The following is a 19,801-nucleotide window of genomic DNA, read 5'->3' as shown; positions in this document are numbered from 1 at the left end:
GGCGGCGTCACGCCCTCGACAGCGCCGTGACGTTCTCCGCCTGGAGCAGGAACAGCCGCTCCCCGTCGGACGTCAGCTTCAAGGACTTCAGACTTCCCTGGGCGCGTGTCCACGCCTGCTTGCCCGTCGCCTTGTCCAGCGCCACCGCGTCGAAGGACTTGGGGTTCTTCCCCGTCACCTCGCAGACGTGGTCGCCCAGGATCTGGGGTGCGTAGTACGGGATGTTGGGGGCCTTCAGCGGGTGCGTCCAGACCTTGGCGCCGTCGTCGAGCCGGCGGCAGTTCAGTGACTCACCGTCGATCGCGTACACATGCTCGTCGTCGACCGCGGGCGAGCCCCAGCCCAGTATCGCGCCGGCGGGTCCGCTCGGGACCGACCAGACGTCCTTGCCCGTGTCGAGCCGAACCCGTGCCAGCGCGGCCCCGCCGAGCACGACGGTGTCCTCGTGGACCACGGGCACGGTCGAGAAGGAGCCCGCCTTGCGGCTCCAGACCTTCTTGCCCGAGCCGGCGTCCAGGGCTGTCACCTCACCCTTGTCGGAGGAGAGGATCAACCGGTCCCCGCCGACCGCCCCGTAACCGGACCCGAAGGACGACGGGACGGTCCACAGGACCTTGCGGGTGCCGGCGTCCACCGCGCGGATCTTCTCGTCCCGCGTGACGACGTAGAAGGCCTTCTCGCTCACCCCGAGGATCACGGCCGCGCCGCAGTCCGCCGTCCACTGCTCCTTGCCCGTGGCCGGGTCGAGCGCGTGCACCGTCCCGCCCGCGTCCCCGGTGAGCAGCGGGCCGTCGGGGAGGACGGCGAACTCGGACGACGGTGTGATGTCCAGTGCCTCCCACTTCTTCCTGCCGTCCACCACGCCGTGGGCGACGAGGCCGCCCTCCTTCGCCCCGAAGACCATGACGTCCCCGATCGCCAGGGCGGGCGGGCTCCACGGGTCTGCGACGGCCAGGGGCCCCCAGAGGCGTCCTCCCGGCGTACCGGTGGTGGTCTTCGGCGTACCGGACCCCTTGTCGGAGCCCTTGGCGGACGAGTCGCCCGTCTCCGAGTCGCTCGTCATCAGCCAGGCCGCCGTGCCTCCACCGGCCAGCACCACCGCCGCGCCCGCCGCCAGTCCGAGGAACCGGCGCCGGCCGGGCAGCGGCGAGACCACCGTGCCCGGGAGCGTGGACAACTGCCGCGCGGATGTCTCCCGTTGGTGGATGTCCGTGGCCAGGGGTCCCTGCTGCCAGATACGTCCCGCGCGGTGGGGCGGCGCGAACTCGGTGCGGATCTGGTCGGGGGTGGGGCGGAAGGAGGGGTCCTTCGCCAGGCAGGGCCCGATCAGCGGCCGCAGTGCGGCCGGAACCTGATGGAGGTCCGGCTCCTCGTGCACCACGGCGTACTGCACGGCGGCCACATGGGTGCCGTCGTACGCCCGGCGGCCACTGGCCGCGAACGCCAGGACCGCCCCGAGGGAGAAGACGTCGGCAGCCGGCCCGACGCGCTGCCCCAGTACCTGTTCCGGCGCTCCGTAGCCGGGGGTCACCGGCACCTGTCCCGTGGTGGTCAGGGTCAGCCCGTGCTCGGGCCGCGCGATGCCGAAGTCGATGATGCGGGGTCCGGTGGACGTCAGCACGATGTTCGCCGGCTTGAGGTCGCGGTGGACGAGGCCGGCGGCGTGGATGGTGCCCAGCGCCTCGGCGAGAGCGGCGGCGAGTGCGCGCAGCGCCTCGTCGGGGAGCGGGCCGTACGAGGCGACGGCCTGGTCCAGCGTCGGTCCTGCCAGGAACTCCGAGGCTATCCACGGCCGGCCGCCCTCGGTCATGGCGGCAAGCACCCGTGCCACGCCCTTGCCGGTGACGGCCCGGGCGGCTTCCGCCTCCCGCAGGAAGCGTTGTACCAGGTGCTGGTCGTGGGCGAGATGGGGCAGCAGGACCTTCACCGCCGCGGGCCGGCCCTGGTTGTCGTGGCCGAAGTACACCTTGCCCATGCCGCCGGCGCCCAGGACGCCGACCAGACGGTAGGGGCCGAGCCGGAGCGGGTCGCCGGGACCGAGGGGAATCATCGATGTGTCTCTCTGTCGGTGCGGATCAAAACATGCGGTCGGAACATGCGGGTCGGAACACGAGGACGCGGACGCCGGACCTCTCGGACAGGAGGTCGGAACGCGAGCCTTCGGCAGAACGAGACTTCGGTACGCGAGGTCTCGGTACGCAGGGCTCCGGCAGGCCAGGTCTCGGAACGTCAGGTCTCAGAACGTGATGTCGAGGCGTACGGCGACGACCTGTCGTCCGTCCGTCATGACCAGGCGCTTGGAGCGCTCGTGCAGGCAGAGGCTCGATGACCGTGGCCGGAACGACCAGTCCTCACGGCGGTCGGCCAGCCCGATCGCGCGGAGGCTCGTGGCCCCCATCAGGAACAGGTGCTCCTTGTCCACGGCAGGAGGGACCCGAAGGTCGGGTGCGTCCGCCGCCCGTGCGTCCCAGCGCAGGCTGCCGTCGGCGGCCGAGAGCGCCACCGCGCCCCGGCCCTGCTCCGCCGCGTACACCACATCGCCGCGCAGCACCGGTACGCCGTACGCGTCGGCCGATCTGCCCGCGCCGAACGTCCACGCGGCCTTGCCGTCGGTGAGCCGCAGCGCATGCACCCGGCCCGCTCCGACGTACACATGCCGTGCGTCGGCCGCGAGCGTGCCGGGCGTGAGGGCGGGCGCGGCGCCGGCGGCTCGCGGCACGTCCGCCGTCCAGGCGAGCCGCCCGGTGGCCGCGTCCCTCGCGCTCAGCTCCAGGGCGCTGCCGTCCTTCGCCGTCCGGCACAGGACCAGCCGGCCGCCGGCGACGGCCGACGTCACCGTGTCGCCCGGGCTGTCGATGTCGTACGCGGGCACCGGTGAACTCCACAGCTGTCGCCCGGTGCCGAGGCTGACTGCCAGGACACTCCAGCCGGCGGCCCGCGCCGCCGCCGAGTCGTCCGGTGCTCCCTTGCGGGCGATCAGATGGGCCGTGCCGCCCGAGACCTGGAGCAGCGCGGCTTCCTGGACGGGCTTGTCGAACGGCGCGAACGCGACGGCGAGGGTGGTTCGGCCGCTGACCGGGTCGACGGTGTGCAGCGACAGGCGGTGTCCGTTGGTGCTCCCGGGCAGCAGCGCGTACAGCCTGGTCCCGTCGGAGTGGACATGACGGGGATGCCGCACCGTGTCCACCAGCCAGCGGCGCTCGCCGCTGACGGCGGTGAGGGCGAGCAGCCCGCCGTCCGTCATCATCGCGACGATGCTGCCGACCGCCACGGGGGTGAACAGCAGAGGGCTGCTCCGCACGTTCTTGCGCCAGGTCTGGCGCTTGTCGGCGGGTCCCGCGGGTGGTGCCGGCTCGTCGGACGCGCCGGACGGCCCGGCCGCGGTGCCGGGCGCGGCACCCGGCGTGGTGCCGCCGTTGCCGCCGTTGCCGTCGGGTCCGCCGAACCACGACCATGCTCCCGCCCCGGCCGCCGCCAGCGCGAGCGCCGAGCCGCCGGTGACCGCGAACAAGCGGCGCCGGCTCATGCCGGCCGGCAACGCGTCAGCCGTCGTGTCGGGTTCACCGCGATCCGCCGGCGCGGGCAGGCGGTACGGCTGATGCCGCCACACCTCCGAGGCGCGGCGGGCGATCTCGGCGAGGACCGTGTCGGGGAGGTGGTCGGCGAACTGGCCCTGCCCGTCGTGCAGACGGGCCGCCAGCTCCGACGTGGTGGGGCGCGGGGCCGGGTCCTTGGCCAGACAGTCGGACAGGATGCGCGCCAGGGGCTCGGGCACGCCCGTCAGGTCGGGCTCGGCGTAGCGGACGCGGTAGATCAGGTCCGCGGCCTGCCCGGTGCCGAAGGGGCCGTGGCCGGAGGCCGCGAAGACCAGCACACCGGCGAGGGCGAACACGTCGCCGGCAGGGGTGTGTTCCAGACCGGTCGCCTGCTCGGGGGACATGAAGGCGGGCGTGCCCGCCGCCGAACCCGTGCGGGTGAGGTGGTCGTCGCCCGCCGCCCGCGCGATACCGAAGTCGATGATCTTGGGCCCGTACCCTGTGACCATCACGTTCGACGGCTTGAGGTCGCGGTGGACGACGTCGGACAGATGCAGCTGCCCGAGGGCCCCGGCCAGCGCCGCTCCCAGCGCGCGGACCGACAGTTCGGGCAGCGGGCCCGCCAGCGCGACGGCGTCGTCCAGCGGGGGGCCGAGCACGTACTCCGTGGCCAGCCACGGCGTCGCGGCGAGCGGGTCGGCGTCGACGACGGTCGCGCCGTGATGGCCGCCGATGATCCGTGCCGCGTCCGTCTCCAGCCGGAAGCGGCTGCGGAACCCCGCGTCGGACGCGATGTCCGCGTGCATCGTCTTGAGCGCGACCGTACGGCCGCCCGCCGAGCGCGCGAGATAGACCGTGCCCATGCCACCGGTGCCGAGACGGGCCGTCAGCCGGTACGCGCCGAGAGCGGCGGGGTCGTCGTGAGCGAGGGGGGAGAGCACCGGTCACCGCTCCCGGGTCTGCGGGACACGGATTTCGGCGGCGAGCACTTCGGCGGACTGCCGGGCCACCGCGGCCACCACCCGGCCGGGGAGCCAGCCGGGCGTCAGCAGGGCGGCGGCGGAGTCGAGGACCGTGGCAGCGGGTGCCCCCGACACGGCAGGAAGGGCCGTCAGCACCTCGACGGCGCTCGGGCGGCCCGCCGGGTCCCGGGTGAGACATCGGGAGATCAACGTACGCAGGGAGGGCGGGAGTTCATCGCTGTCGGGAACGGTGTGACCGGTCGCGGCGTAGGCGAGGACCGCGCCCAGGGCGTAGACGTCGCCCGGAGGCCGCGGCCGCCCACCCGACGCCTGCTCGGGCGCGAGGCTGCCGGGCTCCAGACCGGGCAGCCCGGAACGCTGCTCGCCGTCCGGTGCCGCGGCACGTACGGCGCCGAAGGAGGTCAGACGGGGGCCTTCCCCGCCGAGCAGGACGGCAGCCGGGGAGAGCCCGGCGTGCGTGACACCGGCGGCATGCGCGCCCGCCAGGGTCTCGGCGACCGCCGCGCCGATGACCCGCACGGTGCGTTCGGGCAGAGGACCCCCGTGAACGGCGAGGGCCACGGGCAGCGGAAGCGCGGGCAGATAAGGGGAGGAGTACCAGGGGGCGTCGGACGGGGACGAGACCTCGGTGACGGGAGCGACCCAGGGACCGGACAGTTGGCGTGCGGCGTCCGCCTCGATGAGGAAACGGGCGGGGTCGACTCCGTCCAGGGGCGTGCTGAGAAGCACCGTACGGTCGCCGTCGGGGCTGCGCGCGATGAAGCGCCGCTGGGGCGCGGGGGGAAAGCCCTGACCGGACGGATCGAGCCGGGTGATGAGGTGGTACGGCCCGATCAGGCGCCGGCCGTTTGCGCGTTCCATGTGCGGGCTCTCGTGTCGATGGGGCAGGGGCGGGCAGAGCGGGGGTGCGGCGCTCAGGCGCGGACAGCGGCGAGAACGCGAACGGCGTCCCCCGGCGGCGCCTCGGTGCGCGTCGCCGAACTGGCACGGACCGTCCTCGGGTTACGCGTCACCGCGCACGGCGGGAGGCCCCCAGGGCTCGTGGGCGAGGGGCTGCGGCATCGGTCAGACGGCGCCGGGGACAGCGCGGGCACGCCTGCGCGGCGGTGGCGATGTGCGCGGTCGTCCCATGTGTATCCCCCTTGACGTGTCCATCGACAGGAAGAGTTTAGCGATCACGTGGGAGAACCCCGAAGGCGCACCTTGCGACTGCAAGCACCGGCAACTCGTGACCGGCCCCGGCGGGTTCGGCGGCAGGTCGAGCAGCCGGCCCGGCAGAGAGCGGGACGCGAACGCGCGAACCGAGCCGGCAGACGACGAAGGGGCGGCCCCGCATTGGGGCCGCCCCTTCTCCTCGTGCAGCTCAGCGCCGGAGGCTGCGCGGAGGCCGTGGCGGGAATCGAACCCGCGTAACCCGCTTTGCAGGCGAGTCCCTCAACCACTCGGGCACACGGCCGTGTGTCTCTTCTCCACCGACCGTAGGCGTGGCACACCCGCCGCTCAAGGCCGCGGCGCGCCCTGCAATACGACTGCCACACGGCGTTCATGGTCGTACGACCAAGGGACCAGTCCGGACCCGTCCAGCGACAGGGTTCACGATGCGCTTTGCCCCTTACTGTGGGGGGCATGACCGTCCTCGAACCCCGTGACGCCGAGGTCACACCGCCCCTGCCCGCCGGCGTCGCGCCGTCCGACGACGGTGAGCAGGGCGGGGTCCTCGGCCGGACCCATCGTGCGCTCAGTGTCGGCATCGTCTCCGTCGTCCTGCTGATCGCCTTCGAGGCGACCGCCGTCGGTACCGCGATGCCCGTCGCCGCGCACGAGCTGCACGGCGTCGAGCTCTACGCCTTCGCCTTCTCCGCCTACTTCACCACCAGCCTGTTCGCCATGGTGCTCTCCGGGCAGTGGGCCGACCGGGACGGGCCGCTCAGGCCGCTCGCGACCGGGATGGCCGCCTTCGGGGCCGGGCTGCTGTTGTCGGGGACCGCCGGTGCCATGTGGCTGTTCATCGTGGGGCGCGCGGTTCAGGGGCTCGGGGGCGGGCTCGTGATCGTCGCGCTGTACGTCGTCGTCGGGCGCGCCTACTCCGAGCGGCTGCGGCCCGCCATCATGGCCGCGTTCGCCGCGAGCTGGGTGATCCCTTCGGTCGTGGGGCCTCTCGCGTCCGGCACTGTCACCGAACACCTCGGCTGGCGCTGGGTGTTCGTCGGCATCCCCGCGCTGGTCGTCTTCCCGCTGGCGCTCGCGCTGCCCGCGATCCGGCGGATGGCCTCCGGCCCCGCGGATCCCGCCGGGGCGCGGCCCGTCTTCGACGGCCGTCGCATCCGGCTGGCGCTGGGCATCTCGGCGGGTGCCGGGCTGCTCCAGTACGCGGGTCAGGACCTGCGCTGGCTCTCGCTCCTGCCGGCCGCGGCCGGCGCCGCCCTGCTGGTTCCGGCGGTGCTCGGTCTGCTGCCGCCGGGGACGTACCGGGCGGCGCGCGGGCTGCCCTCCGTCGTCCTGCTGCGGGGCATCGCCGCGGGCTCCTTCATCGCCGCCGAGTCCTTTGTCCCCTTGATGCTGGTGACCCAGCGCGGGCTGTCGCCGACGATGGCCGGCCTCTCGCTCGCGGTGGGCGGCGCGACCTGGGCGCTCGGTTCGTACGTACAGTCCCGGCCGCGGCTCGAACCGCACCGGGAGCGGCTGATGCTGACCGGCATGGCGCTGGTCGCGGCCTCGATCGCCGCGGCGCCGAGCGTGCTGATCCCGCAGGTCCCCGTCTGGATCGTCGGCGTCGCCTGGGCGTTCGGCTGCTTCGGCATGGGCATGGTGATCGCCTCCACGAGCGTGCTGCTGCTGAAGCTGTCGGCGCCCGAGGAGGCCGGCTCGAACTCGGCCGCCCTCCAGATCTCGGACGGTCTGTCGAACGTCCTGCTGCTGGCGATCGGCGGTGCGGCGTTCGCGGCACTGGGCGGCGGCTCGGTCGCCGGCCACGGCGTCTCGGCGGCGGGCTCGCACCCGGCAGCGTTCGCTGCGGTGTTCCTTCCCATGGCCGCCGTCGCGCTGGTCGGGGCCTGGGTGGGGACCCGGCTCGGGGAACGGTGAGGACGGTGCGGGAACAGGGGAGAGGCTCTTTCGCGCACCCCCGCGCCCGCGACCCGCACGGCTCGCGCCCGCTGTGAGTCACATCTCAACACCCACGTCACCGGCCCCGTCCCCCTCAGCCCGCACCCGTCACACCGGTAGGGTGGCCCGGTTGTCATATCTGGACGAGCGGCGAACCGGAGATCGTGACTACTACCGCCTCCCACTCCCATCACCTCTCACCCGCCTTTCCCGGGCGTGCTCCGTGGGGTACCGCCAACAAGCTGCGTGCCTGGCAGCAAGGGGCCATGGAGAGATATCTCCAGGAGCAGCCGCGTGACTTCCTCGCGGTCGCCACCCCCGGCGCCGGCAAGACGACCTTCGCGCTCACCCTCGCGTCCTGGCTGCTGCACCACCATGTCGTCCAGCAGGTGACCGTGGTCGCGCCGACCGAGCATCTGAAGAAGCAGTGGGCGGCCGCGGCCGCGCGGATAGGGATCAAGCTCGACCCCGACTACAGCGCCGGACCGCTCAGCAAGGAGTACCACGGCGTCGCCGTGACGTACGCCGGTGTCGGCGTACGCCCGATGCTGCACCGCAACCGCTGCGAGCAGCGCAAGACCCTCGTCATCCTGGACGAGATCCACCACGCCGGTGACTCCAAGTCCTGGGGCGAGGCCTGCCTGGAGGCATTCGACCCGGCGACCCGGCGGCTCGCCCTCACCGGTACGCCCTTCCGGTCCGACACCAACCCGATCCCCTTCGTCACCTACGAAGAGGGCAACGACGGCATCCGGCGGTCCTCCGCCGACTACACGTACGGCTACGGCAACGCCCTCGCCGACGGAGTCGTCAGGCCCGTCATATTCCTCAGCTACAGCGGCAACATGCGCTGGCGCACCAAGGCGGGCGACGAGATCGCGGCGCGGCTCGGCGAGCCGATGACGAAGGACGCCATCTCACAGGCCTGGCGCACCGCGCTCGACGCGCGCGGCGAGTGGATGCCTAACGTGCTGCGCGCGGCCGACCAGCGCCTGGGTGAGGTACGGAAGTCCATCCCCGACGCCGGCGGCCTCGTCATCGCCTCCGACCAGGACTCGGCGCGCGCGTACGCCAAGCTCATCCGCGAGATCACCGGGACCAAGGCGACCGTCGTCCTCTCCGACGACACCGGATCCTCCAAACGCATCGACGACTTCAGCGAGGGCACCGACCGCTGGATGGTCGCGGTCCGCATGGTGTCCGAAGGCGTCGACGTGCCGCGCCTGGCCGTCGGTGTGTACGCCACCACCATCTCGACGCCCCTCTTCTTCGCCCAGGCCGTCGGCCGTTTCGTGCGGTCGCGGCGCCGGGGCGAGACCGCGTCGGTGTTCCTGCCGACGATTCCGATGCTGCTCGGCTTCGCCAACGAGATGGAGGTCGAGCGCGACCACGTCCTCGACAAGCCGAAGAAGGACGGCGAGGAGGATCCGTACGCCGAGTCCGAGCAGGAGATGGACGACGCGAACAAGCAGCAGGACGAGGACACGGGCGAGCAGGACATGCTGCCGTTCGAGGCGCTGGAGTCCGACGCCGTCTTCGACCGGGTGATGTACAACGGCGCCGAGTTCGGGATGCAGGCGCACCCGGGGAGCGAGGAGGAGCAGGACTACCTCGGCATCCCGGGCCTGCTCGAACCCGACCAGGTGCAGATGCTGCTCCAGAAGCGGCAGGCACGGCAGATCGCGCACAGCCGCAAGAAGCCGGACGAGGAGGCCGACCTCCTGGAGCTGCCCGCGGAACGGCGGCCGGTCGTCTCGCACAAGGAACTGCTGGAGCTGCGCAAGCAGTTGAACACCATGGTCGGCGCCTACGTCCACCAGAGCGGCAAGCCCCACGGGGTCATCCACACCGAGCTGCGGCGGGTGTGCGGCGGGCCGCCGAGCGCGGAGGCGACGGCCGGGCAGATCCGGGAACGGATCAAGAAGGTCCAGGAGTGGGCGACGCGCATGCGCTGAGGCCGGTGCCTGTCGGTACTCCGGCACCCGTGCGTACTCCGGCACCTGTCGGCAGTCCGGCACCTGTCCGGACCCGGCACCTGTCGGTACTCCGGCACCTGTCGGTTCTCCGGCACCCGTGCCTACTCCGGCACCTGTCCGTACCCGCTGAGCACTCCCTCGGGCCGCCCTCGCCCAACTCCCTCGTCAGTCCCCGGCCCGCCGTTCCTGCGCGGGCCCGGGTTCCGTCGCGCGCCCGGATTCTGGACGAGGTCTTCCGCTGAGCGGACCATCTCGCTACTGTCCCGGCAACGCATACGCCCCGTGGCAGCGCCGCCGCGGAGCGCAGCCGGCGTGCCATGGCCTGCCGGCGGCCTCTGGGTGCGACGCCGACGGGACCGGTGTCAGTCGTTGCCGTGAGAGGGCCGCCGTCACTTCACTCCGAAGGAGAGGGCGTTGTGACCGCGGAGACCTCCCAGACGCTCGACCGGGGACTACGAGTCCTCAAGCTGCTCGCCGACACCGACCACGGCCTCACCGTCACCGAGCTGTCCAACAAGCTCGGCGTCAACCGCACGGTCGTGTACCGGCTGCTTGCCACCCTGGAACAGCACGCACTCGTCCGCCGTGACCTCGGCGGCCGGGCCCGGGTGGGCCTCGGCGTGCTGCGTCTGGGCCGCCAGGTGCACCCGCTGGTACGGGAGGCGGCGATGCCGGCGCTGCGCTCGCTGGCGGAGGACATAGGGGCCACCGCGCATCTCACCCTGGTCGACGGCGCGGAGGCGCTGGCGGTCGCGGTCGTCGAACCGACGTGGACGGACTACCACGTGGCCTACCGGGCGGGGTTCCGCCACCCGCTGGACCGGGGCGCCGCGGGCAAGGCGATCCTGGCGGCCCGCCAGGGGAACGCCAAGGAGGCCGGGTACACACTCACCCACGGCGAGCTGGAGGCCGGGGCGAGCGGGGCAGCGGCCGCGCTGGTGGGGGTGACGGGGATAGAGGGGAGCGTGGGTGTGGTGATGCTCGCGGACTCCGTCCCGGAGAGAGTGGGGCCGCGGGTGGTCGACGCGGCGAAGGAAGTGGCGGACGCGCTGCGCTGACGCGGGTGCCGGGATGCCGTACGGCCGCCCGGCCCCGATGCCGGCGCGGCGAGGGAAGCGGAAGGTGCGCTGCGCGCGGGGGCCATACGGTTCCGGCGCCGGCGCGGTGAGGGAAACGGGCGTAACGGGTGCGCTCACGGCGGCACCGGAACCGCACGGGCGCCGACGCGGCGAGGTCGTACCCCCGCGCGGGTGCGCACGGAACCGTCGGGTTCGGGCGCGGCGGTCCGGGTGCGACCCGGACCGGGGAAGCCCGCCCAGATACATTGGCGCCGTGCTCTCCAGTCTCACGCGTCACCGCGCTGTCCTCGTCTGCGCCCTGCCCGTCGTCGCGCTCCTCGCCGTCGCGGGCTTCGCGCCGCTGCCGTACGCCGTCGCGCAGCCCGGCTCCACCGCGAACGTGCTGGGGAGCGACAAGGGCAAGCCGGTCATCACGATCAGCGGGGCGCCCGTCCGCAAGACGTCCGGTGAGCTGCGGATGACGACGATCCTCGCGACCGGGCCGTCCGCCGACGTCTTCCTCGGGGACGTCTTCGACAGCTGGTTCCGGACCGACCGGGCCGTCATGCCCCGGGACTCCGTGTACCCCGCGGGCAAGTCGGACCGGGAGGTCGAGCGCCGCAACCTCCAGGACATGGTGAAGTCGCAGGACGCCGCCTCGCAGGCCGCGCTCGACTATCTCGACGAGGACCCCGCCAAGGTGAAGGTCGCACTCGAGCTCGCCGACATCGGCGGGCCCAGTGCCGGGCTGCTGTTCTCGCTCGGTGTCGTGGACAAGCTCGACGGTGACGGTGCCGGCGGCGACCTCACCGGCGGGCGCACCATCGCCGGTACGGGCACGATCACCGCGGACGGCAAGGTCGGCGCCGTCGGCGGGGTCTCGCTGAAGACGCAGGCCGCGCGGCGCGACGGTGCGACCGTCTTCCTGGTGCCGAAGGGGGAGTGCTCGGACGCTCAGGCCGAACTGCCCAAGGGGCTGCGGCTGATCCCCGTCACGACTCTGAAGGGCACCGTGGAATCGCTTCGGGCTCTGAACAAGGGCGCGAAGGTCCCTTCCTGCTGACCTGTCCCGCCGGGCCGGGCCGATCCGCCGAGCGGGGCCGATCCGCCGGGCCGGGCCGATCCCCCGGGCGGGGCCGATCCGCCGGGCCGGGCCGATCCGCCGGGCTTCCCCGGTCCGCCGGTCCTCGCCGATCCGCCGGGCCGGGCTGATCCGCCGGGCTTCCCCGGTCCGCCGGTCCTCGCAGGTCGGCGGGTCCTCGCCGGTCCGCGGGTTCTTGCCGGTCGGCCGGGCTGTCCCGATCCGTCGGTCCTCGCAGGTCGGCGGACCGGGGTGCCTCGGGCGGCGGCGCGTCCATCTCCCGCCACGCCGGGAAGAAGGCCGGAGCCAGCGTGGCGAGGAAGTAGAGCGCGCCGAACGTCAGCAGCGCGATGGGCAGGCCCGACTGCTCGACGACGAATCCCGCCGCCAGTCCGCCGAGCGGTGTCGTCAGCAGCACCCCGGCCGTGCTCACGCCCGCGACCCGGCTGCGCAGTTCGTCCGGCACCCGCTCGTACATGACCGTCGTCAGGATCGGGTTGAGCATGCCCGCCCCGAGTCCGCCGATCGCCATGGTCACGGCCAGCGGCGCCGTACCGTCCACCAGGGCCGCCACCGCGAATCGCGGCAGCCCGCAGAGGAGGAACGCCGCGGTGAACAGGGCCCGCCGCGGGAAGCGGTGGCCGATCGCGCCGTACAGCAGCGCGCCCAGCAGGGCGCAGCCCGCGAAGACGGCGACCAGCAGCCCGAGATGGCCCGGGCCGCCGAGGTTGTCCTTGGCGTGGACCGGCAGGAGCACCGAACTCCAGCCCTGGTCCAGCCCGTTGGTGAGCATCACCATCAGCATGACGGCCAGCAGCAGCCGGTGGCGGACGAGGAAGGCGCAGCCCTCGCGCAGTTCGCGGCGGTAGGCCCTGAGCGAGACGGGGGCGGATGCCTTACGCGGTTCGGCCGCGCCGAGTCCGCGGACCCCTACGGCGATGAGCAGGGCCGATACGCCGAAGGTCGCGGCGTCCAGCAGCAGGACGGCCTCGGCGCCGGTGAGCGCGATCAGTACGCCCGCGAGTGCCGCACCTGCCATGCGTGCGCCGCGCGACACGGCGTCGAAGAGACTCGCGGCCCGGGACAGCGGGGTCCCCGCCGCCTGCGCGAGATCGGGTACGAGGACGTAGCGCGAGGTCTCGCCGGGTGCGTGGAAGAGGCCGGTGACGGCCATCAGCGCGCACAGCATCCAGAAGGCGAGCACACCGGCGTAGTGCAGCAGCGGGATCGCGGCGACGGCGAGGGCGCAGATCAGGTCGGAGGCGATGCTCACCCGTCGGCGGCCGATGCGGTCGATGACCGGTCCGCCGGTGAGGGCGGACACGACGACCGGCACGGTGGCGCAGAAGGCGACCAGACCGGCCCTGGCCGGGCTGCCCGTCGTCTCCAGCGCGAACCACGGGACGCCGATGAGGGTGAGTGAATTGCCGGTGATGGAAACGGCGTTGGCGGCCAGCACGGCGGCGAGCGGCCGACGGCCCGCGCCGCGCCCGTGTCCCGCGCCGCGCCCGTGTCCCTCGCCTCCCCCCGCTCCCGGCGGAGAATCCTCGTTCCTCCCGGTCATACGCCTGTCCCCCCGCCCCGTCACGCGATGCGCGCGGATCGTTGCGGAGCCCCCTGTACGAGCCGCAGGCCCCATTCGACCAGCGTCCAGCCCAGCCGGCTGCGCAGGGCCGCCGGCGCCGGGCGGGCAGTGAACGACGCTGCTTCGGCGTGCAGTTGACGTGCACGGTCCTCGTGCAGGAGCCGGTGTATCTCGGGATTCATGCCGGATGTCCCCTCGGGCGGTGGTGCGCGGAAAGGAGTGCGGGTCACGTCGGTCAGGTCATCGACCGCGGGAAGGAGTGCAGGTGCAGACGGACCTGCGCGACGTCCTCCGCCTCCGGGGCGGGCGTCAGATCGCGGTAGCTCTCGATGACCGCATGCAGCTTGTCGTTGAGCTCTCGCGCCTGCGCGGGTGTGAGGCGGAGGGTGAAGTCGCTGAGGTCGGAGCTGCGGCGCCAGTCCTCCGGCCACTCCCGCGACGTGCCGAGCCAGGTACTGACCTCCTCGGTGTGGTGGGTGGCGACCTCGTGCAGAAAGAGGTCGGCCGCCCCGCGCACCGCGGGATCGGGGTCGCTGTAGAGGGAGTCGTCGAACATCGTGCCCTCGGCCACGGCCCGCCACCATCGCTCGCGGCCCTTGCCGCGTTCGGGGTCGTCCTCGACGAAGCCGTGGGCGGCCAGCTGGCGCAGGTGGTAGCTGGTCGCGCCGCTCGACTCGCCGAGCCGCTCCGCCAGTTGGGAGGCGGTGGCGGGTCCGTCGTGGCGCAGAGTCTTGAGCAGGCGCATCCGCAGGGGGTGGGCGAGACCGCGCAGGGATCGCGGATCGAGGTGACGGATCGTGCGGGGATCGGGCTCGGTCATGGTTGCAAAGGTAGCTTTGCAACATGATGCTTGCAAGCACTTCTTTGCAAAGAGTGCTTTGTGGGTTTAGCCGGCAGCCCGCGGCCCCGTCCGGCACGCCCTATCCCTCCTTGATGAATCCCTCCTCGATCAGCCAGTCCTTCGCCACCTCGTGCGGGTCCTCGCCCTCCACGTCGACCTTGGCGTTCAACTCCTGGGCGATCGCCGTCGTCAGCCGCGCGCTCAGCGGGTTCAGCAGACCGGCGATCGCCGGCCACGCCTCGATCGTGGCCGTGTGGATCACCGGGGCCGCGTTGTAGTTGGGGAAGAAGTGCTTGTTGTCCTGGAGCGTGTCGAGGTTCAGCGACGTGATCCGTCCGTCCGTCGTGAACGCCTCACCCAGCAGACAGGAGTCGGATTTGGAGACCTGGGTGTAGATGATCCCGGCGTCCATCTTCTGGATGTTCCCCGCCGGGATCTTCATCCCGTACGCCTTCTCCATGCCCAGCAGCCCGTCCTCGCGGGCCGCGAACTCGTTCTCCACGCAGACCGTCACCGCCGAGGGGTCCTTCTGCGACAGCGCGGCGACGTCCGACAGCGTCCTGAGCCGGTACTTGGCGTTGTTCTTCTTGCTGATCGCCAGGGTGTAGGTGTTGTTGAGCCGGGACTGCGGCAGCCAGGTGACCCCGTTGCGCCGGTCGGCGTCGCGCACCGCCTGCCACTGCTGCTGCGGATCGACGATGGGCTTCTCGTTGCCGAGATAGGTGATCCAGGCCGTGCCCGTGTACTCGTACATCGCGTCCGCGTCCCCGTTGATGATCGCTTCGCGGGCGCTGATCGAGCCGGGCAGATTCGTGCGGTCCAGCACCTCGGCGCCGGCCGCCTTGAAGATCAGGCCGATCATCTGCCCCAGGATGATGTTCTCGCTGAAGTTCTTCGACGTGACCGTCAGGGACGCGCCCTTGAGCGGTTCACCGCGCCCGACGGAGCCCGGCACCACGTCGTCGACCAGCGGGGAGCCGCTCTTGAGGCCGCAGCCGGCCAGCACCAGGGCGAGGGCGACGGCGCCCGTGAGCGCGGTCCGCAGAGACGGTCGCGTCCTGCCGGACGCCCGCGTCTTCGGAGACCTTCGCGGATACCGCATCAGTTCTCCAGTCCGCGCGGCGTCAGCAGCAGCTCGACCAGCGAGGCCAGCCAGTCCACCATGAGGGCGAGCGCCACCGTGAGCACCGAACCGATGATCAGGACCGGCATCCGCTGCGTCTGGATGCCGGAGGTGATCAGGTCGCCCAGGCCGCCGCCGCCCACGAAGGTGGCCAGCGTCGCCGTGCCGACGTTGAGGACGAGCGCGGTGCGCACCCCGGCCAGGATCAGCGGTACGGCCAGCGGGAGTTCGACCTTCCGCAGGGTCCCCGTCGCCGACATGCCGATACCGCGGGACGCCTCCACCAGCTGGGGGTCGATCGCCCGCAGACCGGCGACCGTGTTGGAGAGCACCGGGAGGATGGCGTAGATCACCATGCCGACGATCGCGGTCGACGCGCCGATGCCCAGCCAGATGACCAGCAGGGCCAGCAGGCCGATGGCCGGGGTCGCCTGTCCGATGTTGGCGAACACGACGAACGGAGGAGCCGCCCTGGTCAGGCCCCGCCGGGTGAGCGCGATGCCGAGCGGGATGGCGATGATCAGCACCCAGAAGGTGGAGATCGCGGTCAGTTGGATGTGCTGCCACAGCCGCAGCTGGACGTTGCCGCCGGACAGTGAGTTCTCGGCGATCGCGTCGAGGTGGATGTTGGAGTACCACAGCCAGGTGGCCAGCAGGACCAGGGCGACGACGGACGGCAGGAACACCAGCTTCTGCCAGGTGATACGCCGCCGGGGCGGGGCCGGCGGGGGAGTGGGCTCCTCCTCCTCGTCACGGAAGGCGTGGCCCCTGACGTCGTGTTCGCCCGGCGAGCGTTCGGGAGCGGTACTCATGCGCCTCCCTCCAGCTCCTGTTCCGTGCGGTGGTGGCGCAGTTCCTCCAGATTGTGCTGGTGCTCGATGGCCGCCAGCCGGTCGGCCTCCAGCAGCTCCTGCACGGAGTTCATCAGGGTCTCCATGTCGACCACGCCGATGAACTCGCCGCGCCGTCCGGTCACCGCCACCCGCCCGCCGGAGTCGGTCAGCACGGCCTCCAGCGCGTCGTGCAGGGTCGCGTCCCGGGTCACCGTGTCGTGCACCAACTGCCCCGCACGGGCCAGCGAGCCCTTGGCGCGCATCAGGTCACCGCGCCTCAGCCACTTGTAGGGCCGCCCCCGCCGGTCCAGCATCAGCAGCTCGTTGTGCAGTTCCGTGCGGAGCCTGTTGAAGATGGACTGGAGCGGGTCGTCCACGGTCACGGTCGGGAAGTCCGCGATCTCGACATCCCGTACGCGGGTCAGATTGAGCCTCTTGAGCGCCGCGCCGGCGCCCACGAATCCGGAGACGAAGTCGTCGGCCGGGTTGGTGAGGATCGCCTCGGGGGTGTCGAACTGGGCGATGTGCGACTGTTCCCGCAGCACGGCGATCCGGTCGCCGAGCTTGATCGCCTCGTCGAAGTCGTGGGTGACGAACACGATGGTCTTGTGCAACTCGTGCTGGAGCCGGATCAGTTCGTCCTGGAGATGGTCGCGGGTGATCGGGTCGACCGCGCCGAACGGCTCGTCCATCAGCAGCACCGGCGGGTCGGCGGCGAGCGCCCGCGCGACACCCACCCGCTGTTGCTGTCCGCCGGACAGCTGGCGCGGATAGCGGCCGTGGAACTCACGCGGATCGAGTCCGACCAGATCGAGCATCTCCTCGACCCGGGCTCTCACCCTGGGCTTCGCCCAGCCGAGCATCTTCGGTACGAGCGCGATGTTCTCCGCGACGGTCATGTGCGGGAAGAGGCCGGAGGACTGGATCGCGTAGCCGACCTTGCGCCGCAGCTTCACCGGGTCCATGTCGGTGACGTCCTCGTCACCGATCCTGATGCGCCCCGACGACGGCTCGATCAGCCGGTTGATCATCTTCAGGGTGGTCGACTTCCCGCAGCCGGAGGGGCCCACGAGGATCACCGTCTCGCCCGGCTTGATCTCCATCGAGACGTTGTCGACGGCCGGGTTCGGGTTGCCGGGGTAGCGCTTGCTCAGGTTCTCCAGCTGGATCCCCGCGCCGGATGTCTCAGTCACGGATCCCCCTGGAGATGGTCAGGCGTCCGATCAGGACGTACGCCGCGTCGAAGAGCAGCGCGAGGATGACGATGCCGATGGTGCCCGCGAGCACCTGGTTGATGGCGTTGGCGCTGCCCAGCGAGGCGATGCCGCGGAAGATCTCGTTTCCGAGACCGGGCCCGGAGGCGTACGCGGCGACCGCGGCGATGCCCATCAGCATCTGTGTGGAGACACGGATGCCGGTGAGGATCGGGGGCCAGGCGAGAGGCAGCTCGACCCGGAACATGCGCGCGGTCCGCGACATCCCGATGCCCTTCGCGGCGTCCACCAGTGACGGATCCACGCCGCGCAGACCCACGACGGAGTTGCGCACGATCGGCAGCAGTCCGTACAGGGTCAGGGAGATCACCGCGGGTGCGACCCCGAGGCCCACCACCGGAATCAGCAGGCCGATCAGGGCCAGTGAGGGGACGGTGAGGATGGTGGCCGTGGACAGGATCGCCAGATTTCCCGCCCAGGTGCTGCGATAGGTGAACGCGCCGATGAGGATGCCGAGCAGGGTGGCGATGACCATGCACTGGAAGACCAGGCTGGCCTGCTGGAAGGCGTCCGTGAGCAGCTGCTGGTGCCGGGTGGCCACATACTCCCAGAAGCTCACGCGCGCTCCACTCAGCCTGGTTCGTCCTCCGCGGCCTGCTCCACCAGCGGGATGATCCGCAGGGGCACGGGGTTCTCCATGACGATCGCCGTGGAGGCCCGCACGATGCCATCAAAACCGACAACCCGGTCGATCACTCGCTGAAGATCGGCGTTGGAGCGCGCCACCAGACGGCAGAGCATGTCGCCGTGCCCGGTGGTCGTGTGCAGCTCCAGCACCTCGGGAACACCCGTCAAATGCGCTCTGACGTCGGCGCCTTGGCCCTGCTTGATCTCCAGCGTCGCGAAGGCGGTGACGGGGTAGCCGAGGGCCGCGGGGTCGACGTCGGGCCCCAGTCCGCGGATGACTCCATTCGACTGAAGCCGGTCCAGCCGGGCCTGCACGGTGCCGCGGGCGACCCCCAGCCGGCGGGACGCCTCCAGCACGCCGATGCGCGGCTCGCGGGCCAGCAGCACGATGAGCCGGCCGTCCAGATGATCGATCGCCATGGCGCACCCCCGGGATGGGCATCCTGTACAGAAAGCCCCTCCATACTGCTCTCGGGCTGTACAGATTGACCAGGGGAATCACGAACTATTGCGCACCTTGTGGAACGGAGAGAGCCTGCGCTCATGACTGAGACCATCAAGCACCCGACCACCGCGCGCGAGGCCGACCCCTTCCCGGTCAAGGGAATGGACGCGGTCGTCTTCGCCGTCGGCAACGCCAAGCAGGCCGCCCACTACTACTCGACCGCCTTCGGCATGAAGGTCGTCGCCTACTCCGGGCCGGAGAACGGCAACCGCGAGACGGCGAGCTATGTGCTGGAGAACGGCGGGGCGCGCTTCGTCCTCACCTCCGTCATCAAGGCCTCCACCGAGTGGGGCGCGTTCCTGTCCGGTCATGTCTCCGAGCACGGAGACGGCGTCATCGACCTGGCCATCGAGGTGCCGGACGCCCGGGCCGCGTACGCGTACGCCACCGAGCACGGTGCCCGCGGCATCACCGAGCCCTACGAGCTCAAGGACGAGCACGGCACGGTGGTCCTCGCCGCGATCGCGACGTACGGCAAGACCCGGCACACCCTGGTCGACCGCTCCGGCTACGACGGCCCCTACCTGCCGGGCTACGTGGCCACCGCTCCCATGGTCGAGCCGCCGGCCAAGCGCACCTTCCAGGCGATCGACCACTGCGTCGGCAACGTCGAACTCGGCAGGATGAACGAGTGGGTGGCCTTCTACAACAAGGTCATGGGCTTCACCAACATGAAGGAGTTCGTGGGCGACGACATCGCCACCGAGTACTCCGCGCTCATGTCGAAGGTCGTCGCCGACGGCACCCTGAAGGTGAAGTTCCCGATCAACGAGCCCGCGATCGCGAAGAAGAAGTCGCAGATCGACGAGTACCTCGAGTTCTACGGCGGCGCCGGCGTCCAGCACATCGCGCTCGCCACCAACGACATCGTCTCCTCGGTACGGGCCATGCGGGCGGCCGGAGTCCAGTTCCTCGACACCCCCGACTCGTACTACGACACCCTCGGCGAGTGGGCCGGCGAGACCCGGGTGCCGGTCGAGACCCTGCGCGAGCTGAAGATCCTCGTCGACCGCGACGAGGACGGCTACCTGCTGCAGATCTTCACCAAGCCGGTCCAGGACCGGCCGACCGTCTTCTTCGAAATGATCGAGCGGCACGGCTCGATGGGCTTCGGCAAGGGCAACTTCAAGGCGCTCTTCGAGGCGATCGAGCGCGAGCAGGAGAAGCGCGGCAACCTCTGAGCCGACGGCGGTCCCGGTAGGGATCCCGGACCACGGTCCCGGTGCCGGACTGGCCTGCACAGCAGGCCAGTCCGGCACTTCGTGCCTGCCGAC

The 19,801-nt window shown here is 71.5% G+C and carries 16 protein-coding genes and 1 tRNA gene; 5 read left to right on the top strand and 12 right to left on the bottom strand.

The genetic code is table 11. The features are described 5' to 3' along the window. Nucleotides 1-7: 7 nt before the first annotated feature. From ACFWU3_RS26170 to ACFWU3_RS26155, 4 genes are all read right to left on the bottom strand, one after another. The gene (locus tag ACFWU3_RS26170) at nucleotides 8-2,050 is read right to left on the bottom strand and encodes a serine/threonine-protein kinase (protein WP_384442291.1); all 2,043 of its coding nucleotides are present in this window, start codon (nucleotides 2,048-2,050) and stop codon (nucleotides 8-10) included. Between the two features lie 186 nt (nucleotides 2,051-2,236). Then, complete coding sequence (locus ACFWU3_RS26165) at nucleotides 2,237-4,477, bottom strand: PQQ-binding-like beta-propeller repeat protein (protein ID WP_384442288.1); 2,241 nt, start codon at nucleotides 4,475-4,477, stop codon at nucleotides 2,237-2,239. A 3-nt stretch (nucleotides 4,478-4,480) separates the two neighbouring features. Beyond that, entirely contained in the window at nucleotides 4,481-5,380 is a 900-nt protein-coding gene (locus ACFWU3_RS26160; protein WP_384442285.1) for a serine/threonine protein kinase, read from the bottom strand. Nucleotides 5,381-5,903: 523 nt separating this feature from the next. Continuing rightward, a tRNA-Cys gene (locus tag ACFWU3_RS26155) sits at nucleotides 5,904-5,975 on the bottom strand. 170 nt (nucleotides 5,976-6,145) lie between these two features. Between ACFWU3_RS26155 and ACFWU3_RS26150 the strand changes: the two genes are divergently transcribed. From ACFWU3_RS26150 to ACFWU3_RS26135, 4 genes are all read left to right on the top strand, one after another. Next, nucleotides 6,146-7,603 (top strand): MFS transporter, encoded by a 1,458-nt coding sequence (locus tag ACFWU3_RS26150; RefSeq protein ID WP_384442282.1) that lies wholly within the window; start codon nucleotides 6,146-6,148, stop codon nucleotides 7,601-7,603. Nucleotides 7,604-7,785: 182 nt separating this feature from the next. Next, nucleotides 7,786-9,579 carry a DEAD/DEAH box helicase gene (locus tag ACFWU3_RS26145; protein WP_313948990.1) on the top strand — a complete coding sequence of 598 codons (1,794 nt, stop codon included), beginning with the start codon at nucleotides 7,786-7,788 and terminating at the stop codon, nucleotides 9,577-9,579. A gap of 437 nt (nucleotides 9,580-10,016) precedes the next feature. After that, nucleotides 10,017-10,658, top strand: coding sequence for a helix-turn-helix domain-containing protein (locus ACFWU3_RS26140; protein WP_327683786.1), 642 nt, complete (start codon nucleotides 10,017-10,019; stop codon nucleotides 10,656-10,658). A 274-nt stretch (nucleotides 10,659-10,932) separates the two neighbouring features. Next, nucleotides 10,933-11,721, top strand: a complete 789-nt coding sequence (locus ACFWU3_RS26135; protein ID WP_384442279.1) for a S16 family serine protease — start codon at nucleotides 10,933-10,935, stop codon at nucleotides 11,719-11,721. On the opposite strand, the gene ACFWU3_RS26130 is transcribed toward ACFWU3_RS26135, so the two are convergent. From ACFWU3_RS26130 to ACFWU3_RS26095, 8 genes are all read right to left on the bottom strand, one after another. Next, a complete protein-coding gene (locus ACFWU3_RS26130) occupies nucleotides 11,651-13,303 on the bottom strand; it encodes an MFS transporter (RefSeq protein ID WP_384442276.1) in 1,653 nt (550 codons plus the stop codon). The genes ACFWU3_RS26135 and ACFWU3_RS26130 overlap by 71 nt on opposite strands. A 20-nt stretch (nucleotides 13,304-13,323) precedes the next feature. Further along, nucleotides 13,324-13,506 (bottom strand): hypothetical protein, encoded by a 183-nt coding sequence (locus tag ACFWU3_RS26125; RefSeq protein WP_384442273.1) that lies wholly within the window; start codon nucleotides 13,504-13,506, stop codon nucleotides 13,324-13,326. A 53-nt stretch (nucleotides 13,507-13,559) separates the two neighbouring features. Continuing rightward, entirely contained in the window at nucleotides 13,560-14,144 is a 585-nt protein-coding gene (locus ACFWU3_RS26120; protein ID WP_384442270.1) for an ArsR/SmtB family transcription factor, read from the bottom strand. Nucleotides 14,145-14,244: 100 nt separating this feature from the next. Continuing rightward, a complete protein-coding gene (locus tag ACFWU3_RS26115) occupies nucleotides 14,245-15,267 on the bottom strand; it encodes a glycine betaine ABC transporter substrate-binding protein (protein WP_384442267.1) in 1,023 nt (340 codons plus the stop codon). Then, nucleotides 15,267-16,100 (bottom strand): ABC transporter permease, encoded by an 834-nt coding sequence (locus ACFWU3_RS26110; RefSeq protein ID WP_384442264.1) that lies wholly within the window; start codon nucleotides 16,098-16,100, stop codon nucleotides 15,267-15,269. Before ACFWU3_RS26110 ends, ACFWU3_RS26115 begins: the two co-directional genes overlap by 1 nt. After that, nucleotides 16,097-17,314 carry a betaine/proline/choline family ABC transporter ATP-binding protein gene (locus ACFWU3_RS26105; protein WP_384442261.1) on the bottom strand — a complete coding sequence of 406 codons (1,218 nt, stop codon included), beginning with the start codon at nucleotides 17,312-17,314 and terminating at the stop codon, nucleotides 16,097-16,099. Before ACFWU3_RS26105 ends, ACFWU3_RS26110 begins: the two co-directional genes overlap by 4 nt. Continuing rightward, complete coding sequence (locus tag ACFWU3_RS26100) at nucleotides 17,307-17,954, bottom strand: ABC transporter permease (RefSeq protein WP_384442258.1); 648 nt, start codon at nucleotides 17,952-17,954, stop codon at nucleotides 17,307-17,309. Before ACFWU3_RS26100 ends, ACFWU3_RS26105 begins: the two co-directional genes overlap by 8 nt. An 11-nt stretch (nucleotides 17,955-17,965) precedes the next feature. Then, entirely contained in the window at nucleotides 17,966-18,442 is a 477-nt protein-coding gene (locus tag ACFWU3_RS26095) for an Lrp/AsnC family transcriptional regulator (RefSeq protein WP_352207381.1), read from the bottom strand. 123 nt (nucleotides 18,443-18,565) lie between these two features. Between ACFWU3_RS26095 and hppD the strand changes: the two genes are divergently transcribed. Next, nucleotides 18,566-19,708 carry a 4-hydroxyphenylpyruvate dioxygenase gene (hppD, locus tag ACFWU3_RS26090; RefSeq protein WP_384442255.1) on the top strand — a complete coding sequence of 381 codons (1,143 nt, stop codon included), beginning with the start codon at nucleotides 18,566-18,568 and terminating at the stop codon, nucleotides 19,706-19,708. Nucleotides 19,709-19,801 lie beyond the last annotated feature (93 nt).

Origin of the sequence: Streptomyces sp. NPDC058685 (genome assembly GCF_042714725.1) — a bacterium.
Taxonomy (GTDB): Bacteria; Actinomycetota; Actinomycetes; order Streptomycetales; family Streptomycetaceae; genus Streptomyces.
Note: the sequence above shows the minus strand (reverse complement) of the source record. Positions and strands in the feature narration are given on the sequence as shown.